The organism is Halogeometricum sp. S1BR25-6, from assembly GCF_031624495.1.
In the GTDB taxonomy this organism is placed as follows: domain Archaea; phylum Halobacteriota; class Halobacteria; order Halobacteriales; family Haloferacaceae; genus Halogeometricum; species Halogeometricum salsisoli.
In genome coordinates this window covers 33,020-51,312 of sequence record NZ_JAMQOP010000001.1, presented here as the reverse complement: position 1 = coordinate 51,312, position 18,293 = coordinate 33,020, and the positions used below count along the sequence as shown (strand labels likewise).

24 protein-coding genes are annotated in these 18,293 nt (G+C 67.7%); 17 read left to right on the top strand and 7 right to left on the bottom strand.

Annotated elements, in window-relative coordinates; all coding sequences use genetic code 11:
- Nucleotides 1–28 precede the first annotated feature (28 nt).
- Complete coding sequence (locus NDI76_RS00260; RefSeq protein WP_310921952.1) at nucleotides 29–406, top strand: DUF8097 family protein; 378 nt, start codon at nucleotides 29–31, stop codon at nucleotides 404–406.
- Between the two features lie 216 nt (nucleotides 407–622).
- Here the strand turns inward: NDI76_RS00260 and upp are convergent, their stop codons facing one another.
- On the bottom strand, nucleotides 623–1,303 hold the full coding sequence (gene upp / locus NDI76_RS00255; protein WP_310921950.1) for a uracil phosphoribosyltransferase: 681 nt from the start codon (nucleotides 1,301–1,303) through the stop codon (nucleotides 623–625).
- A gap of 112 nt (nucleotides 1,304–1,415) precedes the next feature.
- Nucleotides 1,416–1,604 carry a DUF8107 family protein gene (locus NDI76_RS00250; protein ID WP_310921949.1) on the bottom strand — a complete coding sequence of 63 codons (189 nt, stop codon included), beginning with the start codon at nucleotides 1,602–1,604 and terminating at the stop codon, nucleotides 1,416–1,418.
- Nucleotides 1,605–1,807: 203 nt separating this feature from the next.
- Here NDI76_RS00250 and NDI76_RS00245 point away from each other — a divergent pair, with 203 nt between their 5' ends.
- From NDI76_RS00245 to NDI76_RS00235, 3 genes are all read left to right on the top strand, one after another.
- The gene (locus NDI76_RS00245) at nucleotides 1,808–1,966 is read left to right on the top strand and encodes a hypothetical protein (protein WP_310921947.1); all 159 of its coding nucleotides are present in this window, start codon (nucleotides 1,808–1,810) and stop codon (nucleotides 1,964–1,966) included.
- Nucleotides 1,967–1,969: 3 nt separating this feature from the next.
- Nucleotides 1,970–2,161: a hypothetical protein gene (locus NDI76_RS00240; RefSeq protein ID WP_310921946.1), complete on the top strand. Its 192-nt coding sequence runs from the start codon at nucleotides 1,970–1,972 to the stop codon at nucleotides 2,159–2,161.
- 94 nt (nucleotides 2,162–2,255) lie between these two features.
- Nucleotides 2,256–2,672 carry an SRPBCC family protein gene (locus NDI76_RS00235; protein ID WP_310921945.1) on the top strand — a complete coding sequence of 139 codons (417 nt, stop codon included), beginning with the start codon at nucleotides 2,256–2,258 and terminating at the stop codon, nucleotides 2,670–2,672.
- Between the two features lie 11 nt (nucleotides 2,673–2,683).
- Here the strand turns inward: NDI76_RS00235 and NDI76_RS00230 are convergent, their stop codons facing one another.
- On the bottom strand, nucleotides 2,684–4,042 hold the full coding sequence (locus tag NDI76_RS00230) for a CobW family GTP-binding protein (RefSeq protein ID WP_310921944.1): 1,359 nt from the start codon (nucleotides 4,040–4,042) through the stop codon (nucleotides 2,684–2,686).
- Between the two features lie 225 nt (nucleotides 4,043–4,267).
- On the opposite strand from NDI76_RS00230, the gene NDI76_RS00225 reads away from it, so the two are divergent.
- From NDI76_RS00225 to NDI76_RS00215, 3 genes are all read left to right on the top strand, one after another.
- The gene (locus NDI76_RS00225; RefSeq protein WP_310921943.1) at nucleotides 4,268–4,564 is read left to right on the top strand and encodes a DUF7990 family protein; all 297 of its coding nucleotides are present in this window, start codon (nucleotides 4,268–4,270) and stop codon (nucleotides 4,562–4,564) included.
- A 2-nt stretch (nucleotides 4,565–4,566) separates the two neighbouring features.
- Complete coding sequence (locus tag NDI76_RS00220; RefSeq protein ID WP_310921942.1) at nucleotides 4,567–5,535, top strand: ArsA family ATPase; 969 nt, start codon at nucleotides 4,567–4,569, stop codon at nucleotides 5,533–5,535.
- 139 nt (nucleotides 5,536–5,674) lie between these two features.
- Nucleotides 5,675–7,507: a carbon starvation CstA family protein gene (locus tag NDI76_RS00215; protein WP_310921941.1), complete on the top strand. Its 1,833-nt coding sequence runs from the start codon at nucleotides 5,675–5,677 to the stop codon at nucleotides 7,505–7,507.
- Between the two features lie 75 nt (nucleotides 7,508–7,582).
- On the opposite strand, the gene NDI76_RS00210 is transcribed toward NDI76_RS00215, so the two are convergent.
- Together NDI76_RS00210 and NDI76_RS00205 are read right to left on the bottom strand one after the other, a co-directional pair.
- Nucleotides 7,583–8,227, bottom strand: coding sequence for a DUF8052 family protein (locus NDI76_RS00210; protein ID WP_310921940.1), 645 nt, complete (start codon nucleotides 8,225–8,227; stop codon nucleotides 7,583–7,585).
- Nucleotides 8,224–8,610: a cupin domain-containing protein gene (locus tag NDI76_RS00205; protein WP_310921938.1), complete on the bottom strand. Its 387-nt coding sequence runs from the start codon at nucleotides 8,608–8,610 to the stop codon at nucleotides 8,224–8,226. Before NDI76_RS00205 ends, NDI76_RS00210 begins: the two co-directional genes overlap by 4 nt.
- 93 nt (nucleotides 8,611–8,703) lie before the next feature.
- On the opposite strand from NDI76_RS00205, the gene NDI76_RS00200 reads away from it, so the two are divergent.
- The 6 genes from NDI76_RS00200 (at nucleotide 8,704) to NDI76_RS00175 (ending at nucleotide 12,506) form a co-directional block, all read left to right on the top strand.
- On the top strand, nucleotides 8,704–8,949 hold the full coding sequence (locus NDI76_RS00200; protein WP_310921937.1) for a DUF8007 family protein: 246 nt from the start codon (nucleotides 8,704–8,706) through the stop codon (nucleotides 8,947–8,949).
- Between the two features lie 117 nt (nucleotides 8,950–9,066).
- Nucleotides 9,067–9,753: a DUF5828 family protein gene (locus NDI76_RS00195; protein ID WP_310921936.1), complete on the top strand. Its 687-nt coding sequence runs from the start codon at nucleotides 9,067–9,069 to the stop codon at nucleotides 9,751–9,753.
- A gap of 89 nt (nucleotides 9,754–9,842) precedes the next feature.
- Nucleotides 9,843–10,082 carry a DUF8001 family protein gene (locus NDI76_RS00190; RefSeq protein ID WP_310921935.1) on the top strand — a complete coding sequence of 80 codons (240 nt, stop codon included), beginning with the start codon at nucleotides 9,843–9,845 and terminating at the stop codon, nucleotides 10,080–10,082.
- Between the two features lie 71 nt (nucleotides 10,083–10,153).
- Nucleotides 10,154–10,558 (top strand): helix-turn-helix domain-containing protein, encoded by a 405-nt coding sequence (locus tag NDI76_RS00185; RefSeq protein WP_310921934.1) that lies wholly within the window; start codon nucleotides 10,154–10,156, stop codon nucleotides 10,556–10,558.
- Nucleotides 10,559–10,627: 69 nt separating this feature from the next.
- Nucleotides 10,628–11,893: a threonine synthase gene (thrC, locus tag NDI76_RS00180; RefSeq protein WP_310921933.1), complete on the top strand. Its 1,266-nt coding sequence runs from the start codon at nucleotides 10,628–10,630 to the stop codon at nucleotides 11,891–11,893.
- Nucleotides 11,894–11,987: 94 nt separating this feature from the next.
- The gene (locus NDI76_RS00175; RefSeq protein ID WP_310921932.1) at nucleotides 11,988–12,506 is read left to right on the top strand and encodes a hypothetical protein; all 519 of its coding nucleotides are present in this window, start codon (nucleotides 11,988–11,990) and stop codon (nucleotides 12,504–12,506) included.
- Between the two features lie 72 nt (nucleotides 12,507–12,578).
- On the opposite strand, the gene serA is transcribed toward NDI76_RS00175, so the two are convergent.
- A complete protein-coding gene (serA, locus tag NDI76_RS00170; protein ID WP_310921931.1) occupies nucleotides 12,579–14,171 on the bottom strand; it encodes a phosphoglycerate dehydrogenase in 1,593 nt (530 codons plus the stop codon).
- Between the two features lie 177 nt (nucleotides 14,172–14,348).
- Between serA and NDI76_RS00165 the strand changes: the two genes are divergently transcribed.
- The gene (locus NDI76_RS00165; protein ID WP_310921930.1) at nucleotides 14,349–15,017 is read left to right on the top strand and encodes a DUF7504 family protein; all 669 of its coding nucleotides are present in this window, start codon (nucleotides 14,349–14,351) and stop codon (nucleotides 15,015–15,017) included.
- On the opposite strand, the gene NDI76_RS00160 is transcribed toward NDI76_RS00165, so the two are convergent.
- Nucleotides 15,011–15,460, bottom strand: a complete 450-nt coding sequence (locus NDI76_RS00160; protein WP_310921928.1) for a DUF7522 family protein — start codon at nucleotides 15,458–15,460, stop codon at nucleotides 15,011–15,013. The genes NDI76_RS00165 and NDI76_RS00160 overlap by 7 nt on opposite strands.
- A 67-nt stretch (nucleotides 15,461–15,527) precedes the next feature.
- Here NDI76_RS00160 and serB point away from each other — a divergent pair, with 67 nt between their 5' ends.
- The 3 genes from serB to NDI76_RS00145 all read left to right on the top strand — a co-directional run bounded on the left by serB (nucleotide 15,528) and on the right by NDI76_RS00145 (nucleotide 18,221).
- Nucleotides 15,528–16,217 (top strand): phosphoserine phosphatase SerB, encoded by a 690-nt coding sequence (gene serB, locus NDI76_RS00155; RefSeq protein WP_310921927.1) that lies wholly within the window; start codon nucleotides 15,528–15,530, stop codon nucleotides 16,215–16,217.
- A gap of 149 nt (nucleotides 16,218–16,366) precedes the next feature.
- Nucleotides 16,367–16,651, top strand: a complete 285-nt coding sequence (locus NDI76_RS00150) for a hypothetical protein (RefSeq protein ID WP_310921926.1) — start codon at nucleotides 16,367–16,369, stop codon at nucleotides 16,649–16,651.
- 1 nt (nucleotide 16,652) lies between these two features.
- Nucleotides 16,653–18,221, top strand: a complete 1,569-nt coding sequence (locus NDI76_RS00145; RefSeq protein WP_310921925.1) for a methyl-accepting chemotaxis protein — start codon at nucleotides 16,653–16,655, stop codon at nucleotides 18,219–18,221.
- The last annotated feature ends 72 nt before the right edge of the window (nucleotides 18,222–18,293 follow it).

Here is an 18,293-nt window from a genome sequence, read left to right as displayed (position 1 = left end):
ATAGGCGCGCGAACGAAGTAGCAAACAGATGAAACGACGAACGGTCGCCCGCCTCGAACTTCTCCTCAGTCTCGCGACGCTCGGGTACTCGGCGTGGCTCCGACGGTTCCTACGCCGACACGGCGAGGACGTCGAACCGCTCTCGCCCCTCGGACTCGTCGCCGGGGCGGTGACGGCGGCGGTACATCGCGCCCTCTACGACCGCGACGTCGGCCGCATCCGGACCCGTCGACGCCGCGGCCTCCTGTTCGGCCTCTGTAGCGTCGGGTGGCAGCGCCTGCTGCGACGCGCGTCCTCGGACCCGGACGCGTTCAGATACGGCTACGGTCTCGGCCGCGGCGTCGGCACTCTGCTCTATCGAACTTGGTTCGGTCTCCTGCGCGACCTGCCGGGCGACGACGAGTAGGGAGAGATGACCGACCGGAACGGGCTATCGGCAGTTCTTCGATTTCGTGAGTTCCGGACGCTCGTCGGCCTCCTCCGCGGGTCGAGCGAGCGCTGGGAGTCGATCGCGCGGGGGCGGCAAGAGTCTCCAACGGACGCGGCGTCCGCCGGGCCCCCGCCGACGACTGAGCCGAGACGGGCCGGGCCGGGAGCCGCGCCGGGACGAGAGAGAACGGAGCTATTTCGTGCGGAACGCCCGGTCGCCGGCGTCGCCGAGACCGGGGACGATGTAGCCGTCGTCGTCGAGGTGGTCGTCGATGGAGACGGTCAGGAGGTCCGCCTCGGAGAACTGGTCGCCGACGCGGAGGAGACCGTCCGGCGCCGAGACGGCCGAGAGGACGAACAGGTCGGCGGGGTCGGCGTCGGTGCTCTCCAGGACGTGGTCGAGAACGGCGCACATCGTGCTGCCCGTCGCCAGCATCGGGTCGGCCACGATGACGGTGTCCTTCTCGGTTATCTCGGGCAGTTTCACGTAGTCGACGGTGATGGGGAACTCCCCCTCCTCGTCCATCCCGGCGTCCTCGTCGCGGCCGGCGCTGATGACGCCCTGTTTGGCCCGCGGGAACGCCTTCAGCAGTCCCTCCACGAACGGCGTCGCCGCGCGGAGGACGTTGATGATGACGACGTCGTCGAGGCCTTTCACCCGCTCGCCCGTCGTCTCCGTCAGCGGCGTCTGCACCGTCACGTACTCCGTCTCCATCACGCCGTCTATGATCTCGTAGCCGCAGATGCGCCCGAGTTTCACGAGGCCCTTGCGGAACGCCACCTGCTCGGTCTCCACGTCGCGGAGTCGCAGCAGCGTGTCCTTCGCCAGCGCGTGCGTGATGAGGTACGCGTCGTCTCGGTCTTCGATGGGCATGTTGTTCGAAACGCGGACCGTCCAGCGACATAAATTCCGATGAATCCCCCGCAGACACGCTCGTGCGGGTGGTTCACGCGAGGCAGTGCCGTGGAGAGACGCCGCCGTCGCGTCACCGCGTCACGAGATACGTCACGGCCATCACGACGAGCGCCAACGACGCGACGTTCACCACCGTGAGCGTCGCCATCCCGAGGAAATCCAATCCCCACACGACCACCGTCGCGAACACCGACGAGAGGACGAGGTTCATCGCGAACAGCACGCGCGGGTCGCCGCGCGAGGCGGTGTCCGTTCCCATACCGGACGGTTCCGCCTCGCACCGTTATAGTACCGCCCGGTACGCGCCTTCCGAACGTATTGTGACCGCTCGTCCATCTGTACTCCGAGAACAGTTCGAAGTTCGCGAGCAGTGCGTCATAGTTGCTGGTGTACGAAGCATACTGCGCTATAATGGTCCGTTCTTCCAAAGAACTTTTGTATACCGCCCGCATGCTTCGGAGTATGACCGAACGCAGTGGACGGACGCCCATCGCATCGCACACCGAGTACGCGCGCAGTCGGGTACGGTGCTTCGACTGCGGGGAGTACGTCTCGACAGGGAAGGCGCGCGGCGGGAAGATTCGCTGTGCGAACTGCCTGAAGGCCGAGGCGACCGCCTAACCGATGAACTCGAAGAAACGGACCCGGACGCCCGAGGAATCCGACGACGCGCCCGACGTCGAGTTGGAGTGGTTGTACGACGACCGCGCGAACCCGTCCGAACTGACGATCTTCTCGCCCGGCGAGCGAACGCTGGCGACAGAGTGGATCACCGTCGACCGCTCGGTCGCCCGGTCGCTCGACAGCGTCCGCTAACCGCCGTCGCCGTCCGACCCCGACCTGTCGATTCCGTCGATTCGCCGTCGAACGGAGTCGGCAGGTATACGCGGCCGTTCCACCCAACTAGCGTATGCGTCAGGTGTCGGTCTCCCGATTCGTCCCGCGGTCGAAGCCGACGGTGTTCCGTCGTCTCGCCCCCGAGGCGATGGTGCGGTACGAGGGAAGTTTCGACGTGCGGGGAGTCCGCGACGAGGGCGCGGAGACGGTGGTGGTCGTGGGCGCGCGCGGCGTCGAGTTCGCCCTCCGCTTCGAGTCTATCGAGGACGGCCTCCGCTACGAACAGGACGGCGAGGCCGGACCGTTCGAGTCGATGGAGACGGTCGTCGCCGTCGACCCGGACGACGGCGGCGTCACCGTCACCGCCCGGTCGTCGGTCGCACTCGGCCTTCCTTTCCCCTCGCTGACCGACCGCCTCGCGGCGTGGAAGCGCCGCGGCGAACTCGAACGCGCCCTCGACGCCCTCGCCGCGGACGTCGCGAACGCGTGAACGCGGGTCGACTACTCCCGCTCTCCGGGCGTCGGTTCCGACAGCGTCGTCCGCCCGCCGGGGTCCGCGGGGAAGGTGTTCTCGAAAGCGTCCCACTCGGTTGAGAACTCCGCGTCGGTGAGCAGGCAGTCGTCCAGCGACGCGACCAACGCCTCCTCGTCCATCTCGCGGCCGATGAACACCAATCCCGTGCGCCGGTCGCCCCACTCCTCGTCCCACTCGAACCCGAGGTCCGAGCGGTTTCTGCGGTACGCCTCCTGTTCGAACTCGGGGAGGCTCGCCACCCACCGACCCGTCACTTCGGCGTACGCCGAGGGGCCGGCCCGACTGTAAGTGAGGTGGGCGTCCTCGCGCCCGGCGACCCACATCGACCCCTTCGCCCGGAGGACGCTTTCGGGGAGGGCCGCCAGAAGGGCGGCGACGCGCGCGGGGTGGAACGGCCGGCGGCGGCGGTAGGCGAACGAGTCGACGCCGTACGCCTCCTCGGGGTGCGAGTGGCCGTGGCCGTGGTCGTGGTCGCTGTGGTCGTCGTGGTCGTGTCCGACGCCGTCGTCTCGGTCGCCGCTCCCGTCCGCGTCCAGCATCCGTCGCCACCCGGCGCGTTCGGCCGCCGTCCCCGGGTCGAACAGGCCGGTGTCGAGCAGTCGGTCGACCGGCGCCGCAGCGTACTCTACAGTCAGTATTTCGGTGTCGGGTCGAAGCGCGCGGACGACCGACTCCACCCGCTCCCGTTCGGCGTCGCTCACCAGGTCGCATTTGTTCAGGACGACCAGGTTCGCGAACTCCACCTGCTCGACCAGGAGGTCCGAGAGCGGGCGGCGTTCGCCGTCCGCTCCCGCCTCGACGGTCCGAGTCGGCATTCCCTCGCCGTCCACGTCACCGGAACGCTTCGCGTTCCGGTTGGCAGACGAGACGCCACGCGTCTCGTCGACGTCGAACGTATCCGCGAACTGGCGGGCGTCGACGACGGCGACGACGGCGTCCACGTCGTATCTGGCGGCCGCGGGCGACCCGCCTGTGAACAGGCGCGCGACGGGCGCGGGGTCGCTGATGCCGGAGGGTTCGACGACGAGGTGGTCGAACGAGCGCTCGCGGGCGAGGCGGACGACGGCGGTTTCGAGGTCGTCGCGGAGTTCACAGCAGATACAGCCGTTGGACAACTCGGCGACGGTGCCGTCGGCGACGGAGAGGTCGGAGTCCTCGCTGACGAGTTCGGCGTCGACGTTCAACTCGCCCATGTCGTTGACGAGGACGGCCACCTTCCGGTCGCCCGCGTTCCGCAGGAGGTGGTTCAGAAGCGTCGTCTTGCCGGCACCGAGGCTCCCCGTCAGCACGGTCACCGGAATCGCGTCCGCCGCGCCCAGACTCATGTTCCAGACTGGTTCGGCACGGTATTTCAACCTGCGGTGCCTCCTCGCGCGCTCTTTCCTCGCGGTACCGCCGTCGAATCCGACGCCGTTACCGGGTCGAACGTCCCGCCCGACGCACCGAATCACTCCGAGACGGCTTTCGGTACGTCGCGGGCTGAACCGGCGGAATTCCCGTCGATGCCCGCGAACGACATCCTTTCCATCTCGGAGGAGAGACGTGAACGCATGACGCTCGCGGACCGCATCGGCGACTATCGCGAGGCCCTCGCAGAGTGGCTTCGCGGCTTCTACCACGGACTCATCTCGCACCCGGCGTACGAGAAGATAGAGCAGGAGGCCGAAGACCAGGAGGACGCGTTCATGCTGGCGTGCTTCCCCGAGGCATTCGGCATTCCGAGTCCTGTCTCCTACTACACCGCCGAACTCCTCCCGTACCTCGAAGACGAGTTCGAGGCGTGGGAGCGGCGGATGTGGGACCGCGGGTCGCTGCTCGAACGCAAGGGCCACCAGTACCACTTCTGACGATGCGCAAGTTCGTCTTCTTCGGCGGCAAGGGCGGCGTCGGCAAGACCACCCTCTCCTCGGCCTACGGAGTAAAGTGCGCCCGCGCCGGCCTCGAAACGCTCGTCGTCTCCACCGACCCGGCGCACAGTACCTCCGACGTGTTCGACCAGGAGTTCGGGAACGACCCCCGGTCGGTGGAGGGCGTCGAGAACCTCTCGGCGATGGAGGTGGACCCCGACAGCGAGGTGGAACGGCACCTGATGGAGACCAAGCGGGCGATGAGCAGTCAGGTGAGTCCGGCGATGGTCAACGAAATCGACAGGCAGATCGAGATGGCCCACCAGACGCCCGGCGCGTACGAGTCGGCGCTGATGGACCGCTTCATCGAGGTGATGCAGTCCGCCGAGGAGTTCGACCGCGTCGTCTTCGACACCTCGCCGACCGGCGGGACGCTCCGATTGCTCTCCCTGCCCGACCTCTTGGAGGGGTGGATAGACCGCCTCGCGCACAAGCGCGAGAAGTCCATCGACCTCTACGAGAAGGCCGCCATCGGCAACAACGAACCCCGGCGCGTGATGGACGGCGACCCCATCCTCGCCCGCCTGCGGGGCAGGAAGGAGCGCTTCGAGTTCGCGGGCGAGACGCTGAGGGAGTCCTCGACGTTCTTCCTCGTCGTCAACCCCGACGAACTCTCCCTGCGGGAGACCCGCCGGGCGGCCGACGACTTAGAATCCTACGGGCTGACCGTCGGCGGCCTCGCCGTCAACCGCCTCACGCCGGAACCCGAACCGCACGAGGAGGGCCGCGGCGCGCGCTTCCTCCGCGACCGGGTTGCGACCGAACGCGAACGCCTGCGCGAACTCCGCGAGTCGTTCGACTACCCGGTCGTCGCCGAGATAGCCACCCGCGTCTCCGAGGTGAAGGGCGACTTCCTCGAAGAGGTGGCCGCCGAGTTGGACATCGACGCGACCGCCGAACGGCCCGCGTAGCGACCGGTACTCTCCCCGGAAATCGGACCATTTTGCCGAGTATCGCCGGCGAGAGGTTTTCAGCGTCCGGTTTCGAACGATAACAATCGTTACCATTAAACCGCTGTTATCCATGAGGGGTGAGTGAGGCTGTCATACAATGGTACAAGTCATCTGGCTCGTGGCGGCGGTACTCGTGCTCTTCACGGCGGGGTATCTGGGGTATTCGAGATATCTCGCCCGGTTCGTCGAACTCGACGACAGTCGCGAGACGCCGGCGCACAAGTACGAGGACGGGCAGGAGTACGTCCCGGCGAAGAAGCCGGTCTTACTCGGGCATCACTATTCGAGCATCGCGGGCGGGGCGCCCATCGTCGGCCCGATCACGGCCGGCGTCGTCTGGGGGTGGGTCCCGGCCCTGGCGTGGATAGCCATCGGGAACCCGCTGATGGGCAGCGTCCACGACTTCGTCTCGCTGTCGGCGAGTCTCCGACACGAGGGGAAGTCCATCGGCTACATCATCGGCGAGTACGTCGGCGAACGGGGCAAGAACATGCTGTTGTGGTTCGCCTTTCTCACCATCGTCCTCGTCGTGGCGGTGTTCGCCCTCGTGGTCGCCATCGTGTTCAACGCCTACCCCGAGGCGGCGACGGCCAGTCTGATCTACATCGGACTCGCCGTCGTCTTCGGCGTCTACCTCTACCAACTGAACCTCCCCTTTATCCCAGGCACCGTGGCGTTCGTCGTCGCGATGTTCGTCGGCGTCTGGTTGGGCACGATGTATCCCCTCGCGCTCTTCGAACCGGCCTCGCGGGCGCCCGCCGACACCCTCGTGCTGTTCGCGAGCGGCGGGTCGTGGATTCCGGGGACGTCCTCGCTCGGCACCAACACCGCGGCGTGGGTGCCCGTCATCCTCCTGTACGGTGCGCTCGCGAGCGCCCTCCCGGTCTGGGTGCTCCTGCAACCGCGCGACTACCTGTCGTCATTCCTGCTGTACACCGGCGTCGGCGGTGCGCTCCTCGCGGTCATCGTCGGCACCGTCGGCGCGACGTTCGGCATCGCGGCGGTGACGCCGAGCCAACCGCTGACGACCAACCTCGAACCGTACTACGGCTTCATCGGTCGCTCGGGCGCGCCGCTGTTCCCGCTCCTGTTCATCACCATCGCCTGCGGAACCATCAGCGGCTTCCACTCGCTGGTCTCCTCGGGCACCACCTCCAAACAGCTGAATCGGGAGTCCGACGCGCGCGTCATCGGCTACGGCGGGATGCTCGGCGAGGGTCTGCTCGCCACCGTGGCGCTCATCACCGTCGCCATCGTCGCGCCCGAAGTCGGCGGCGGCATCGGCCTCGCGCTTCCGACGTTCGCGACGGGCGGCGGCATCATCCTGACGAGTTTCGGCGTCCCCGCCTCCTTCGGCGGGCCGTTCATGGCGCTCGTGCTCGTCAGTTTCCTCCTCACCTCGACGGACACGGCCGTCCGTCTGGGCCGGTACATGATGGAGGAGATAATCGGGACGCCCGAGTCCTCGGTCGAATCGTTCGCGGCGGACCGCTACGGCAACGCCGTCGTGCAGGCGCTCCCGGCGTACGTCCTCATCACCAGCGGTTCGTGGCTGACCCTGTGGCAACTGTTCGGCGGCGCGAACCAACTGCTCGCCGCCCTGGCGCTGCTCACCGCGACGGTGTGGCTGGCCAACTGGAGCGAGTCTAAACAGCTCATCAGCACCGGCGCGCCGATGGCGCTGATGACGTTCGTCACCGTCATCGGACTGCTGTGGCTGGCGGTGCACGACAACATCTACGCGAAGTTCCTCAACGCGGAGTGGATGGCTCAGGCGGGCGCGTTCGCCATGCTCTCGGCGGTGGTTCAGATCGCCATCGCGTTCGTGCTCATCTACCTCGCACTCTCCTTGGTGGTGATGGGCTACCGCAATATCAACCGCGTCCGCGACCGTCCCGGCGAGGGCGGGTACTCGCCGGGCGACGACTGAACCGCGCGCGAACCGCCGTCCCGAGCCTCCTCGCGTCTCGTCTCTCGTTTCTCGCTTTCCTTCGATTCCGCCCGCTCAGCGGCGCAGACGGTCCAGAAAGCGGGCGACGACGCCCCGTTCTCTCCGAGTGGGGTCCGCGTCGTCCCACAGCGTGAACGCCCGCGCCGCGTCGGCGCCCTCGCTGGCGACGGCGTCTTCGGAGTCGGGCGCGACGACGGCGAGGTTCACCTCGTAGTGGCCGTAGTAGCCGAACTTCAGGAGCGTCCGGTCGGAGAACTCGGCGACGAACGCGCGCACGTCCTCGGGCACCGCGTCGGCGACGAGGACGAACGTGAAGTCGGTGCCGAAGTGCTCCTCGTCGGCGTCTATCCATTCGCCCGCTAGTTGGTGTCCGAGGTCGACCAGTCGCTCTAACTCCGCCCTCGTCGCCGTCGAGACGCGCCGGGCGAACAGGAACTCGCGGGTCTCGTGGTTCGCGTAGTTCAGCGCGGGGTGGAAGAACCGCTTCTCCGATTCGATGCGCATCTCGCCGAACAGGTCGAACCGCTCGCCGCGGACGCGTCGGTCCTTCTCCAAATCGTAGTTGAACATCAGGCGGTCGGACACCCTGTCGAGGTACTCGTCCGCCCAGTCGGGCACCGCCGAGAGGTCGACGCCCGCCTCCTCGGCGGCGGCCTTCGGGTCGAACGAGTCGTCCGCGTCGTCGGCCGCCTCGCTCATTCCTCCCCGTCCTCCGGGTCGTACGGCACCGCGTCGCCGGAGACGGGCGGCGCGCCGAGGGCGAGGACGCTCACGGCGTCGTCGGCGTCCGCGGGGTTGTACGCCCGTTGCGGGCTTTTCGGCTCGACGGCGAACAGACAGCCCTCGCCCACCTCGTACGTCTCCTCGGGCGTCTCGACCGCCAGCGTCCCCGAGAGCACGTAGAACACCTCCTCTTGCTCCTCGTGGTAGTGATACGCCAGCGGAATCTCCTGCCCCGGTTCCGCGCGGAACCGATTGAGCGCGACGTTCTCCAACCCCGCGGGCTCGGACAGGCGGCGCATCTCACAGTCCCTGTCGTCGCTCGGCGCTACGTCCTCGCAGTCCACGACGCGGTATCCCATACCGCTCACACTCCGCACGTTCTGAAAAGCGCCTCGGGTCCGCTGTGGTCGCAACGCTTTAATCGTGATGGTTCTTGCTAGAGAGCGAACGAGATGTCCGAAAAACGAACCGAGTCCTGCGGTCGGTGTGCGATGTCCACCGTCGTGGACGCCGTCGGAGCGGAAGAGGCGACGGACGACGGCAGCGACGACAACGGGGGGCGCGCGTCGGCGTTCGGCGACGACCGCATCGAACTCTCCGACCGGGAGTTGCGGGCCACCTCGCCCGCCGCGTGGCTTTCGAGCGCCGTCTCCCGCCTCGATTCGGCCGCCTCGCGGTTCGTCTACGGGTCGCGCTAGACTCGCCCCGATTCGGCCGCGTCGACGGCTCTGAGACGGGGTACCGTGTGACAGTTCGACGGATGCAAGCCGCAAGTAGAGTTTTATACGGCTCCGGACTTATCACCCATCAACCAGATGGAAGAGAGCGTTTCCGGCTTCAAAATCCGCGGGTCGTGGGGCGACGTCGTCGAACACGGCGAGCGTATCACCCGCGCGCTCCGCGACGCCGGCGTCGAGGGAGAGGCGTTCGAGCAGTGGGACGAGTGGCGTCCGAAGGCGCACGAGCGACTGGGCGAGGACGTGAACGAGAAGACGGCGGCGCAGGCCAGCGTCGGCGAGGGTGAAGGGGAGAAGGCGGGCAAAGAGCCCAACGAGGACCTGCAGACGGCGGGCGAGAAGCTCTCGGAGTCCTACCAGAAGGTGGACGAGGGGGACAACGACGGCGCCGTCGAACGCTGGAGCGAGTCCATCGGCTACGTCGCCCGCGCCGCCGACTCCGCCGGCCGGCGGGCGCTCCGGAAGGTGGAGGACACCGTCTACCGAAAGGTGATGACCCAACTCGCGCCGTACTACTTCGACAACGAACTCATCAGCGCCAACATCCAGAAATCCCACCGCGGCGAGGAGGAGGTGACGTTCATCTTCGAGGTGAACATCAACGACGACGAGCTGAAATCCGCCGTCAGCACGCGGTTGGGGGAGTACGACGACACCGTCGACCGCTGGCACGTCGACGTCGAAAAGGAGACGACGAACGCCGAGGCGGCCGAGGGCGTCGAACCGCCGACGTCGAAACCCGAGTCGAACCCCGGCACGAACTGACGTCGTCGCGTTCGCGCCGAGTCCCTTCTCCCCGCCACGGGCTTCCGCCGACGGTACCCTCATTATCGAGAGGTCCCTCGGTACGGCCGATGTCCGAGCCGCTTCGCGCGAAGTCCGGCGAGTTGACGGTCGAAGAGATTATCGACGCGGTCCGCGAGGGCCGCCGCGTCGTCGTCGAAGCGGAGATGCTCGGCGGCGTCCACGAGGTGTCGCTCCGGCACGACGGCACGACGTACTACTGCGACACGCCGACGACGCTGCACAAACACGCCGACGAGGAGGGGATGCGCGACTGCATCGTGAAGATGGGCTACGCGCGGAGCGACTGAGGCGGGGCCGGCGTCCGCGGCGGCCGCCGGTTGCAGGTCGTTTTAATCGGCCGGGCGGTCAAGAGGAGGATATGAGCGACACGCCAGCCATAGGGGACCTCATCGAGACGGACGACCCGAGTTTCCAGCACGTGCTCGCGTGCGTGTTCGGCATCCAGACCCACGAGAGTCGGACCTACCTCACCCTCCTCGACAACCCCGGCAGCACCGTCGCCGAACTCGCGGACATCTTAGAGCGCGACCGGAGCAACGTCAACCGCTCGTTGACGACGCTGATGGAGAAGAGCCTCGCGGACCGCGAGCGGCGACTGCTCGACCCCGGCGGCTACGTCTATCAGTACACCGCGACGCCGCTGCCGGAGGCCAAGGAGATGCTCCACGCCGCCCTCGACGAGTGGGTCGAACAGGTCCACGCGAGCATCGAGGGGTACGGACGCGAGAGCGGGGACGAGGACGGAGAACAGGGCCGGCCGTAACCCCCGGCGGTCCGGCAGCACGCGCCCGAACCGTCCCCCTTTTGCCCACCGAACGTGTCGCATCGGACAATGAGCCTCGACCTCACCGCGCCCGCGCCGGACGCCCCGGACGTCGCCGAGGACGGCGTGTGGCTGGAGTGCATCGAGACGGGGGAGGCGTACGCCCCCTTCGACGAGATACGCTACACCAGCGACGGCGGCCACCTGCTGGAAGTCAAGTACGCCGACCCGCCCTCCCTCGACGACTTCGAGGGGCAGGGCCGCGGCGTCTGGCGCTACCGCTCGGCGCTCCCGTTCGAGGAGGGCGTCAGCCTCCCGGAGGGCGACACGCCCCTCCACGAGGCGCCGCGCCTGCGCGAGGACATCGACGTGAACACCCTCCGAATCAAGCACGAGGGGATGAACCCGACAGGCAGTTTCAAGGACCGCGGGATGACCGTCGGCGTCCGCGTGGCGAAGGAACTCGGCGTCGACCGACTCGCCTGCGCCTCGACGGGCAACACGTCCGCCGCCCTCGCCGCCTACGGCGCCCGCGGCGGGATGCAGACGCTCGTGCTCCTCCCCTCCGGCAAAGTCGCCGCCGGCAAGATAGCGCAGGCGGCCCTCCACGACGCCCGCATCCTCGAAGTCGACGGCAACTTCGACTCCTGTCTGGATATCGTTCAGGACCTCGCCGAACGCGGCGAGGTGTACCTGCTGAACTCGCTGAACCCCTTCCGCCTCGAGGGACAGAAAACCATCGGACTGGAGATTTTAGAGGAGTTCCGCGACGACTACGGCCGCTTCCCGGACCGCATCGTCCTCCCCGTCGGCAATGCGGGCAACACTGCGGCGCTGTACAAGGCGTTCCGCGAACTCGTCCAGGCGGGCTCTTTGGACCCCGAGGAGGTGCCGAAACTCACCGGCGTGCAGGCCGAGGGCGCCGCGCCGATGGTCGAAGCCATCGAGAACGGGTGGGCGGACACCGAGCGCTGGGAGGAGGTGGAGACGCGCGCGACGGCCATCCGCATCGGCAACCCCGTCAACGCGCCCAAAGCCCTGCCCGGCATCCGCCAGACGAACGGGACGGCCGTCGCCGTCTCCGACGCGGAGATAACCTCGGCGCAGCGAGACTTGGCCCGCGAAGGTATCGGCGTCGAACCCGCCTCCGCGGCCTCCGTCGCCGGCCTGCGCAAACTCCGCTCCGACGGCGTTGTCGACGCCGACGAGGACGTGGTCTGTCTCACCACCGGCCACCTGCTCAAGGACCCGGACGCGGCGTTCGAGGCGGGTAACGAACCCGAACCGGTGGCGAACGACACGCAAGCGGTGCTCGACCACATCGGCGCCGAGTGAGAACCGGACAAACTATCTGACATTCAATCTATCCAAACGCCGAATGACGGCAGTCTGACGTAGCTTCATACCGCCGTGGTACCTCCCCACGCACATGCCCTCGCCAAGGATGCCGACCGGAACGGTGAGCGGTGGGTCGAACGGGTCGCGGACGTTTCCGATTCGCGACGAACATCGCTTCGACCGCCCCCGCGACGCCGCCTCGGACGCGAGCGAATCGAACGCCCGAACGGACGGACGCGGCGGCGGGCCGCCGACGCCCGAAGCGGAAGTCGAACGGCTCCGAGCGGAGAACGAGGACCTCCGGCGGGCGCTGCGGGAGACGCGCGAGCGACGGCAGGACGTCATCGACCGGTACGAACGACTCCTCGACGGAGATTCGGACGCGGAGGCGGCGGCCGAGGCCGGGTTCGGGACCGAAACGGAAACGGAGACCGAGACCGACCCGTCGCCGTCGACGCCGGAGGCGTCCGCGCAGTCGCCGCCGTCGCCGCCGCGAACCTCGCCCGCGCCGACAACGTCGCTCGCGGGGCGGGTCGCCGACGAACTCGACGCGCAGTGGACGCGCCTCCGGCGGCGCTACAACGCCTGGCAGCGACAGACCGGGCTCTAACGGGGTCGTCGGTCGCGCCGTGCGAAAAACCGGAATCGAACGGATCGAACGCGGGAACCCGCGTCGTTCGGATTACTCGTCGGCGCCGTTCAGCGTGAGGTACTTCACGTCGGTGATGCGTTCGTCCGCGAGCAGTTTCTCCTGGACCGCCTCGGAGACGGGGTCGTCGAGGTTGTAGACGGTTATCGCCTCGCCACCCTCCTCGTGTCTGCGGGCGTTGAACATCCCGGCGATGTTGATTTTGTTGTCGCCGAGGACGCCGCCGATGAAGCCGATGACGCCCGGTTTGTCGTAGTTTCGAGCGACGAGCATCTGTCCGTGCGGGATGGCGTCGACGCGGAAGCCGTCGATGCGGACGATGCGCGGGTCGTCGCCGGCGAACAGCGTCCCGCAGACGGCCAGGGAGTCCTCGTCGTTGCCGACGGTGACGGTGACGAGACTCTGGAAGTCCTCGGCCTGCAGCGTCTTCGACTCGGTCACGTCGATGCCGCGTTCCTCGGCGATGCTCGGGGCGTTGACGGCGTTGACCTGCCACTCCAGCGGTTCGAAGACGCCTTTCAGCGCCGAGGCGGTGACGAGTTCGATGTCCTCCTCCGCGATTTCGCCCTCGTAGGAGACCTCCACCGAAGAGATTCGGTTGTCGAAGAGTTGGGCGGCCACCTTGCCGGCCGTCTCCGCGAGGTCGATGTACGGCCGGATGCGCGGGAAGGCGGCCTCGTCGACCGACGGCGCGTTCAGCGCGTTCATCACGGGTTCGCCTGCGAACGCGGCGTCTATCTGGTCGGCGATGGAGGTGGCGACGTTCTCCTGTGCGGCCTCCGTCGAGGCGCCGAGGTGCGGGGTGACGACGACGTCCTCCACCGAGAGCAGCGGATTGTCGGGCGAGACGGGTTCGTCGGCGAACACGTCGATGGCCGCGCCGTCGAGCGTCTCGTTCTCGACGGCGGCGGCGAGGGCGTCCTCGTCGACGACGCCGCCGCGGGCGCAGTTGACGACGTAGCCGCCGCCCATCAGTTCCAACTCGTCGGTGGAGATGAGGTCCGCCGTCTCCGGCGTCAGCGGCGTGTGGACCGTCAGGAAGTCCGCGCGTTCGAGACAGGCCTCGAACTCCACGAGTTCGGCGCCGAGTCGGTCGGCGCGTTCCTCGCTGATGTAGGGGTCGTACGCGACGAGGTCCATGCCGATGCCGTCGAGCCGTTTCGCGACTTCCTGCCCGACGCGCCCGAGGCCGACGATGCCGAGCGTCTTCGTGTTCAGTTCGGTGCCGAGGTAGTCGCCCTTGGCCCACTCGCCGTTCTTGAGGCGGGCGTGCGCCTGCGGGATAGAGCGCGCGGCGGCGAACGCCATCGCGACGGTGTGCTCGGCGGCGGCGCGGACGTTCCCCTCGGGCGCGTTGGCGACGATGACCCCGTGGTCCGTCGCGGCGTCGATGTCGATGTTGTCGACGCCGATGCCGGCGCGGCCGACGATGACGAGGTCCGGCGCCGCCTCGAACAGCGCTTCGTCCACTTCGGTCCCGGAGCGAACCACGAGTGCGTTCGCGTCCGCGACGGCGTCCAACAGCGCCTCCCCTGTTACGTCGTAGGCGGTCTCGACTTCGTGACCCGACTCACGAAGGCGTTCCAGACCCGCATCGTCGATGGGGTCCGTGACGAGTACCTTCATACCCCTACCGACCGCTGGTTCCCGGTTAAGAGTTTCTTCGAAGGCGGTATTGGTTATGTTAGGTGCTCTCGTGGCTCACGACGGCGTTTTCGTTTCGGCGTCGGCGCTCCGGTTCGTATCCGACTCGCTAGAACTATGATTCCCGACGATATACCCCCGTGTGATGGGATCTCACCGGTGGTCGAACTGACCGACAACAACGCCGTCTCGGACCTCGTCTCGATTCCCGACGGGACGAGTCTCCTCGTCACCGGTCCGGTGCTGACCGGCAAACGTCGGCTCATGAATTCGCTGCTCGCGGCCGGCGACCCGGCGGCGCGGGGGACGGCCATCGTCACGACCCGAAAGCCGGGGAACACCGTCGAACGGGAGTTCCGAGCGCTCGCCGACGTTCCCGACGAGCAGTTCTCGGTCGTCGACTGCGTGAGTCGCTCCGGCGGGTTCGGTCTCGCCGCGGCAACGCCGGGACGGCGGTACATCTCGGACCCCGGCGACCTGACGGGCATCGGTATCGCGATGACGGAGTTCATGCGCCGGTTCTACGACCGCGGGTGCGACGCCCGCATCGGACTCCACACGCTCTCGACGATGCTGATGTACGTCGACCTCAAGCGGGTGTTCCAGTTTCTCCACGTCGTCACGGGCCGCATCGCCACCTCGGGGTTCTCCGGGGTGTTCGTCCTCGACGACAATGTCGTCTCCGAACGCGAGGAGACGATCATGCTCCAACCGTTCGACGCCGTCATGGAGGTCAGAGACGAGGAGCGGACGGAACTGCGCGTCCGCGGCGCCGACTTCGGACCCAGCCGATGGACTCCGGTCGGGTTCGAGGCCGTGGTTCAGTAGAGGTGGGTCATCGCGGCGTCGATGAGCGGCGAGGCGCGGCGCTCGAACGTGGCGATGACGCCCGACCACTCCGTCAGCGGGTAGACGGCCACGATGGCGTTGTCGTACCACCGGAGCGTCGCGTCGAGGCGGCCGTACTCTTCGAGCGTGCTGTCGGACGGCGACTCGGCCAGCCCAATCATCGCGAACGTCTTCAGTCGCTCCTGTATCTCCTCGTCGGTCAGTTTCGCCCGAATCTCCTCGCGCAGGTAGAGTATCTCGACGCCCTCGTGGTCGTAGAACCCGATTCCCCGGACCGAGTCGTCGTTCTCCTCTCTGAGTTCCTCGACGAACGCCTCCAGCGCCTGCCCCGGCCGGCCGCCCTCCTCTTCGATGTCCGCTCGAAGCTCCTGTTCCACGTCGGCCAAGTCGTCCTCGCCGTCCGCGTCCGGGAAATCAGTCATTGTTGCGTACTGTCTCGTCGCCGGTAGATATAGCTAGTCGTCCCCGGGACGGACCGCGTGCGGGCGGATGAGTTGGTTTCAAACCGCCCGCCGACGAGTGAGGAGTATGCGACTCGTGGCCTTCGACTTCGACGGAACGCTCTCGGACTCGGAGATGACGGTGCTCCTCGGCCGCCGGATGGGTGTGGCCGACGAGATGGCCGACATCACCGAACGGGCGATGAACGACGAGATATCCTACGCCGACAGCCTCCGGAAGCGGGCGAAACTCCTCGACGGACTGGAAGCCGAGGACGCCGAGGAGGCGTACGACGAGGTGACGCTCCGCCCCGGCGCGGCGGAACTCATCGGCCGCCTGCGCGACGCCGGCCACCACGTCGCCGTGCTCACGGGCGGGTTCGAACGCGGCGTCGAACGCGCCCTGGAGAAGGAAGGCGTCGAGGTGGACACCGTCGTCGCCAACCGCCTGCCCGTTCGCGGCGGCCGTCTCACCGGCGAGGTGGAAGGGTCGCTCATCGAGGGGACGAAGGACGAGGCGCTCGAATCGCTCGCCGACGAACTCGGCGTGAAACGCTCCCGGACCGTCGCCGTCGGCGACGGCGCGAACGACCTCCCCATGCTCGAAGTCGCCGGTCTCGCCGTCGGCTTCGTCCCCAAACCCGCCGTTCGGTCGTCCTGCGACGCCGTCGTCGCTTCCATGTACCGCCTCGGCAAGGTGTTCGAGGGCTACGGCATCGTGCGGAAGACGGAGCAGTAGACGGACCTCCGACGTCCCAGTTCGACTTTGTTCCGTCGTTCACCCGGCGAACGCCCAGTTCGTCCGGGACTCGGACGTCCCGGACTCCCAGTTCTGATATTCGGGCGCACACGCTTATATCGGGAACCTTGGTACGTCCTCGCAGAGACATGGCAGCCGAACTTACCGCATTGGACCCGAAAGAACTGGTGCTGATACTCATCGCGTTGGTGGGCATCGTCCCGGTGTTGCTCCTTCGCTCCTCGCAGTCGAAGTGGTTCATGGGGGGCTATCTCCTGCTGTGTGCCGGTGCGTTGGCGACGAACCTCGAAGCGCTGGCGCTGAGCGGTCTGTTCAACGTCGTCGAACACGGTGCGGGCATCGCCGCGTCCGGCATCGTGTTCTTCATCGCGGCCCGCAAGCGGAGTCAGGTCCTCGCGGAGGGGGAGGAGTGAGATGGTCGAGTTCACCGCCGTCTTCGACGTGGTCGGCACCGTCGCGTATCTCGGCGCCGCGGTCGTCGCGTTCCGGACGTACCGGCGGGCCGACGCCGAGGCGGGGTTCTGGCTGAACTTCGGGCTGGCGGCCCTGCTCGGGTTCTTCTGGGCGGGCGTCGTCAGCGCCGAACACCTCGGAATCGGCGGCGAGGTGTTCGATATCATCAGCGTGTCGCTCCTGACGGCGACCATCGCCGTCTTCGCCGTCGGCGCGACGGGCACCTACGCCGTCGTCGAGGACATGAAGTGCTCCCGCGCCAGCGAGGCCGAATCCCGCGCGGCGGCGGAGTCGCTGACCGAGTCGCTGGAGTCCGGCGCAGTCGAGTTCGACCGCGTGATGGACGCCGCGGCCGCCGGCGACCTCACGGTCAGGATGAGTCGCGACGGCGAGAGCGACGCGATGGCCCGCGTGGCCGAGTCGTTCAACGGGATGATGGCCGACCTGGAGACGACCGTCGTGAACATCCAGTCGTTCGCGGGCGACGTCGCCGACTCGACGGCGCAGATAGACGCCAGCGCCGACGAGATACGGATGGCCAGCGAGGAGGTGAGCACCTCCATGACCGCCGTCGCGGGCGAGACCGACGAACAGCACCGACATCTCTCGGCGGCCGCCGACGAGATGAGCACGCTCTCGGCGACGGTCGAGGAGGTGGCGGCGTCGACGACGCAGGTGGCCGAGACGTCGAACGAGGCGTCCGAACTCGGCGAGAACGGTCGCGCGTCCGCGACCGAGGCGCTCAAAGAGATGGACCACGTCCGGGAGACGACCGACCGAACAGTGGGAGAGGTCGAGGCGCTCCGCGACGAACTCGACGAAATCGTCGCCATCGTCGACCTCATCACCGAGATAGCCGACCGGACGAACCTCCTCGCTCTCAACGCCTCCATCGAGGCCGCCCGCGCGGGCGAGGCCGGCAAGGGGTTCGCCGTCGTCGCCGCCGAGATAAAGGAACTCGCCAGCGAGTCGACGACGGCCACGGGCCGCATCGAGACGCTCGTCACGGACATCCAGTCGTCGGCCGCGGGCACCGCCGGCGACATGCGCGAGGTGGGCGACCGGGTCGCCTCCGGCACCGAGACGGTCGGGTCCGCGCTGGCCGCCCTCGAAGACATCGCCACGCGCGTCGAGGAACTCAACGGCGGCATCCAGGAGATAGACCGCGCGACGACCGAGCAGGCGACCTCCACGGAGGACGCCCTCCTGAAAGTCGAGGACGCCCGACAGGCGGGCGAGCGCACCAGCGAGGAGGTTTCGAGCGTCACCGCCGCCTCCGAGGAGCAGACCGCCTCCGTCTCCGAGGTGGCGACCAGCATCGGCGACCTCTCGACGGCGGCGACGGCGCTCCGCGACCGTCTCGCCCGCTTCGAGGTGGGCGATTCCGCCGGCGTCGGAGCGGCGACGGACCCCTCGTCTCCCGCGCCGAACGCGGTGTCGAGGCCGGCGACCGCCGGGTCCGCCGCCCGGATGTCGACGGACGGCGGCCGGTCCGACCCCCTCGGCTGGCGGCCGGGATTCGACCGCTGACGGCTCTCTCGTCTTCTTCATCGCTTTCGCCGCGTCGCTCTCGGACGTCGAGACAGGACACGCTTTTTGCAC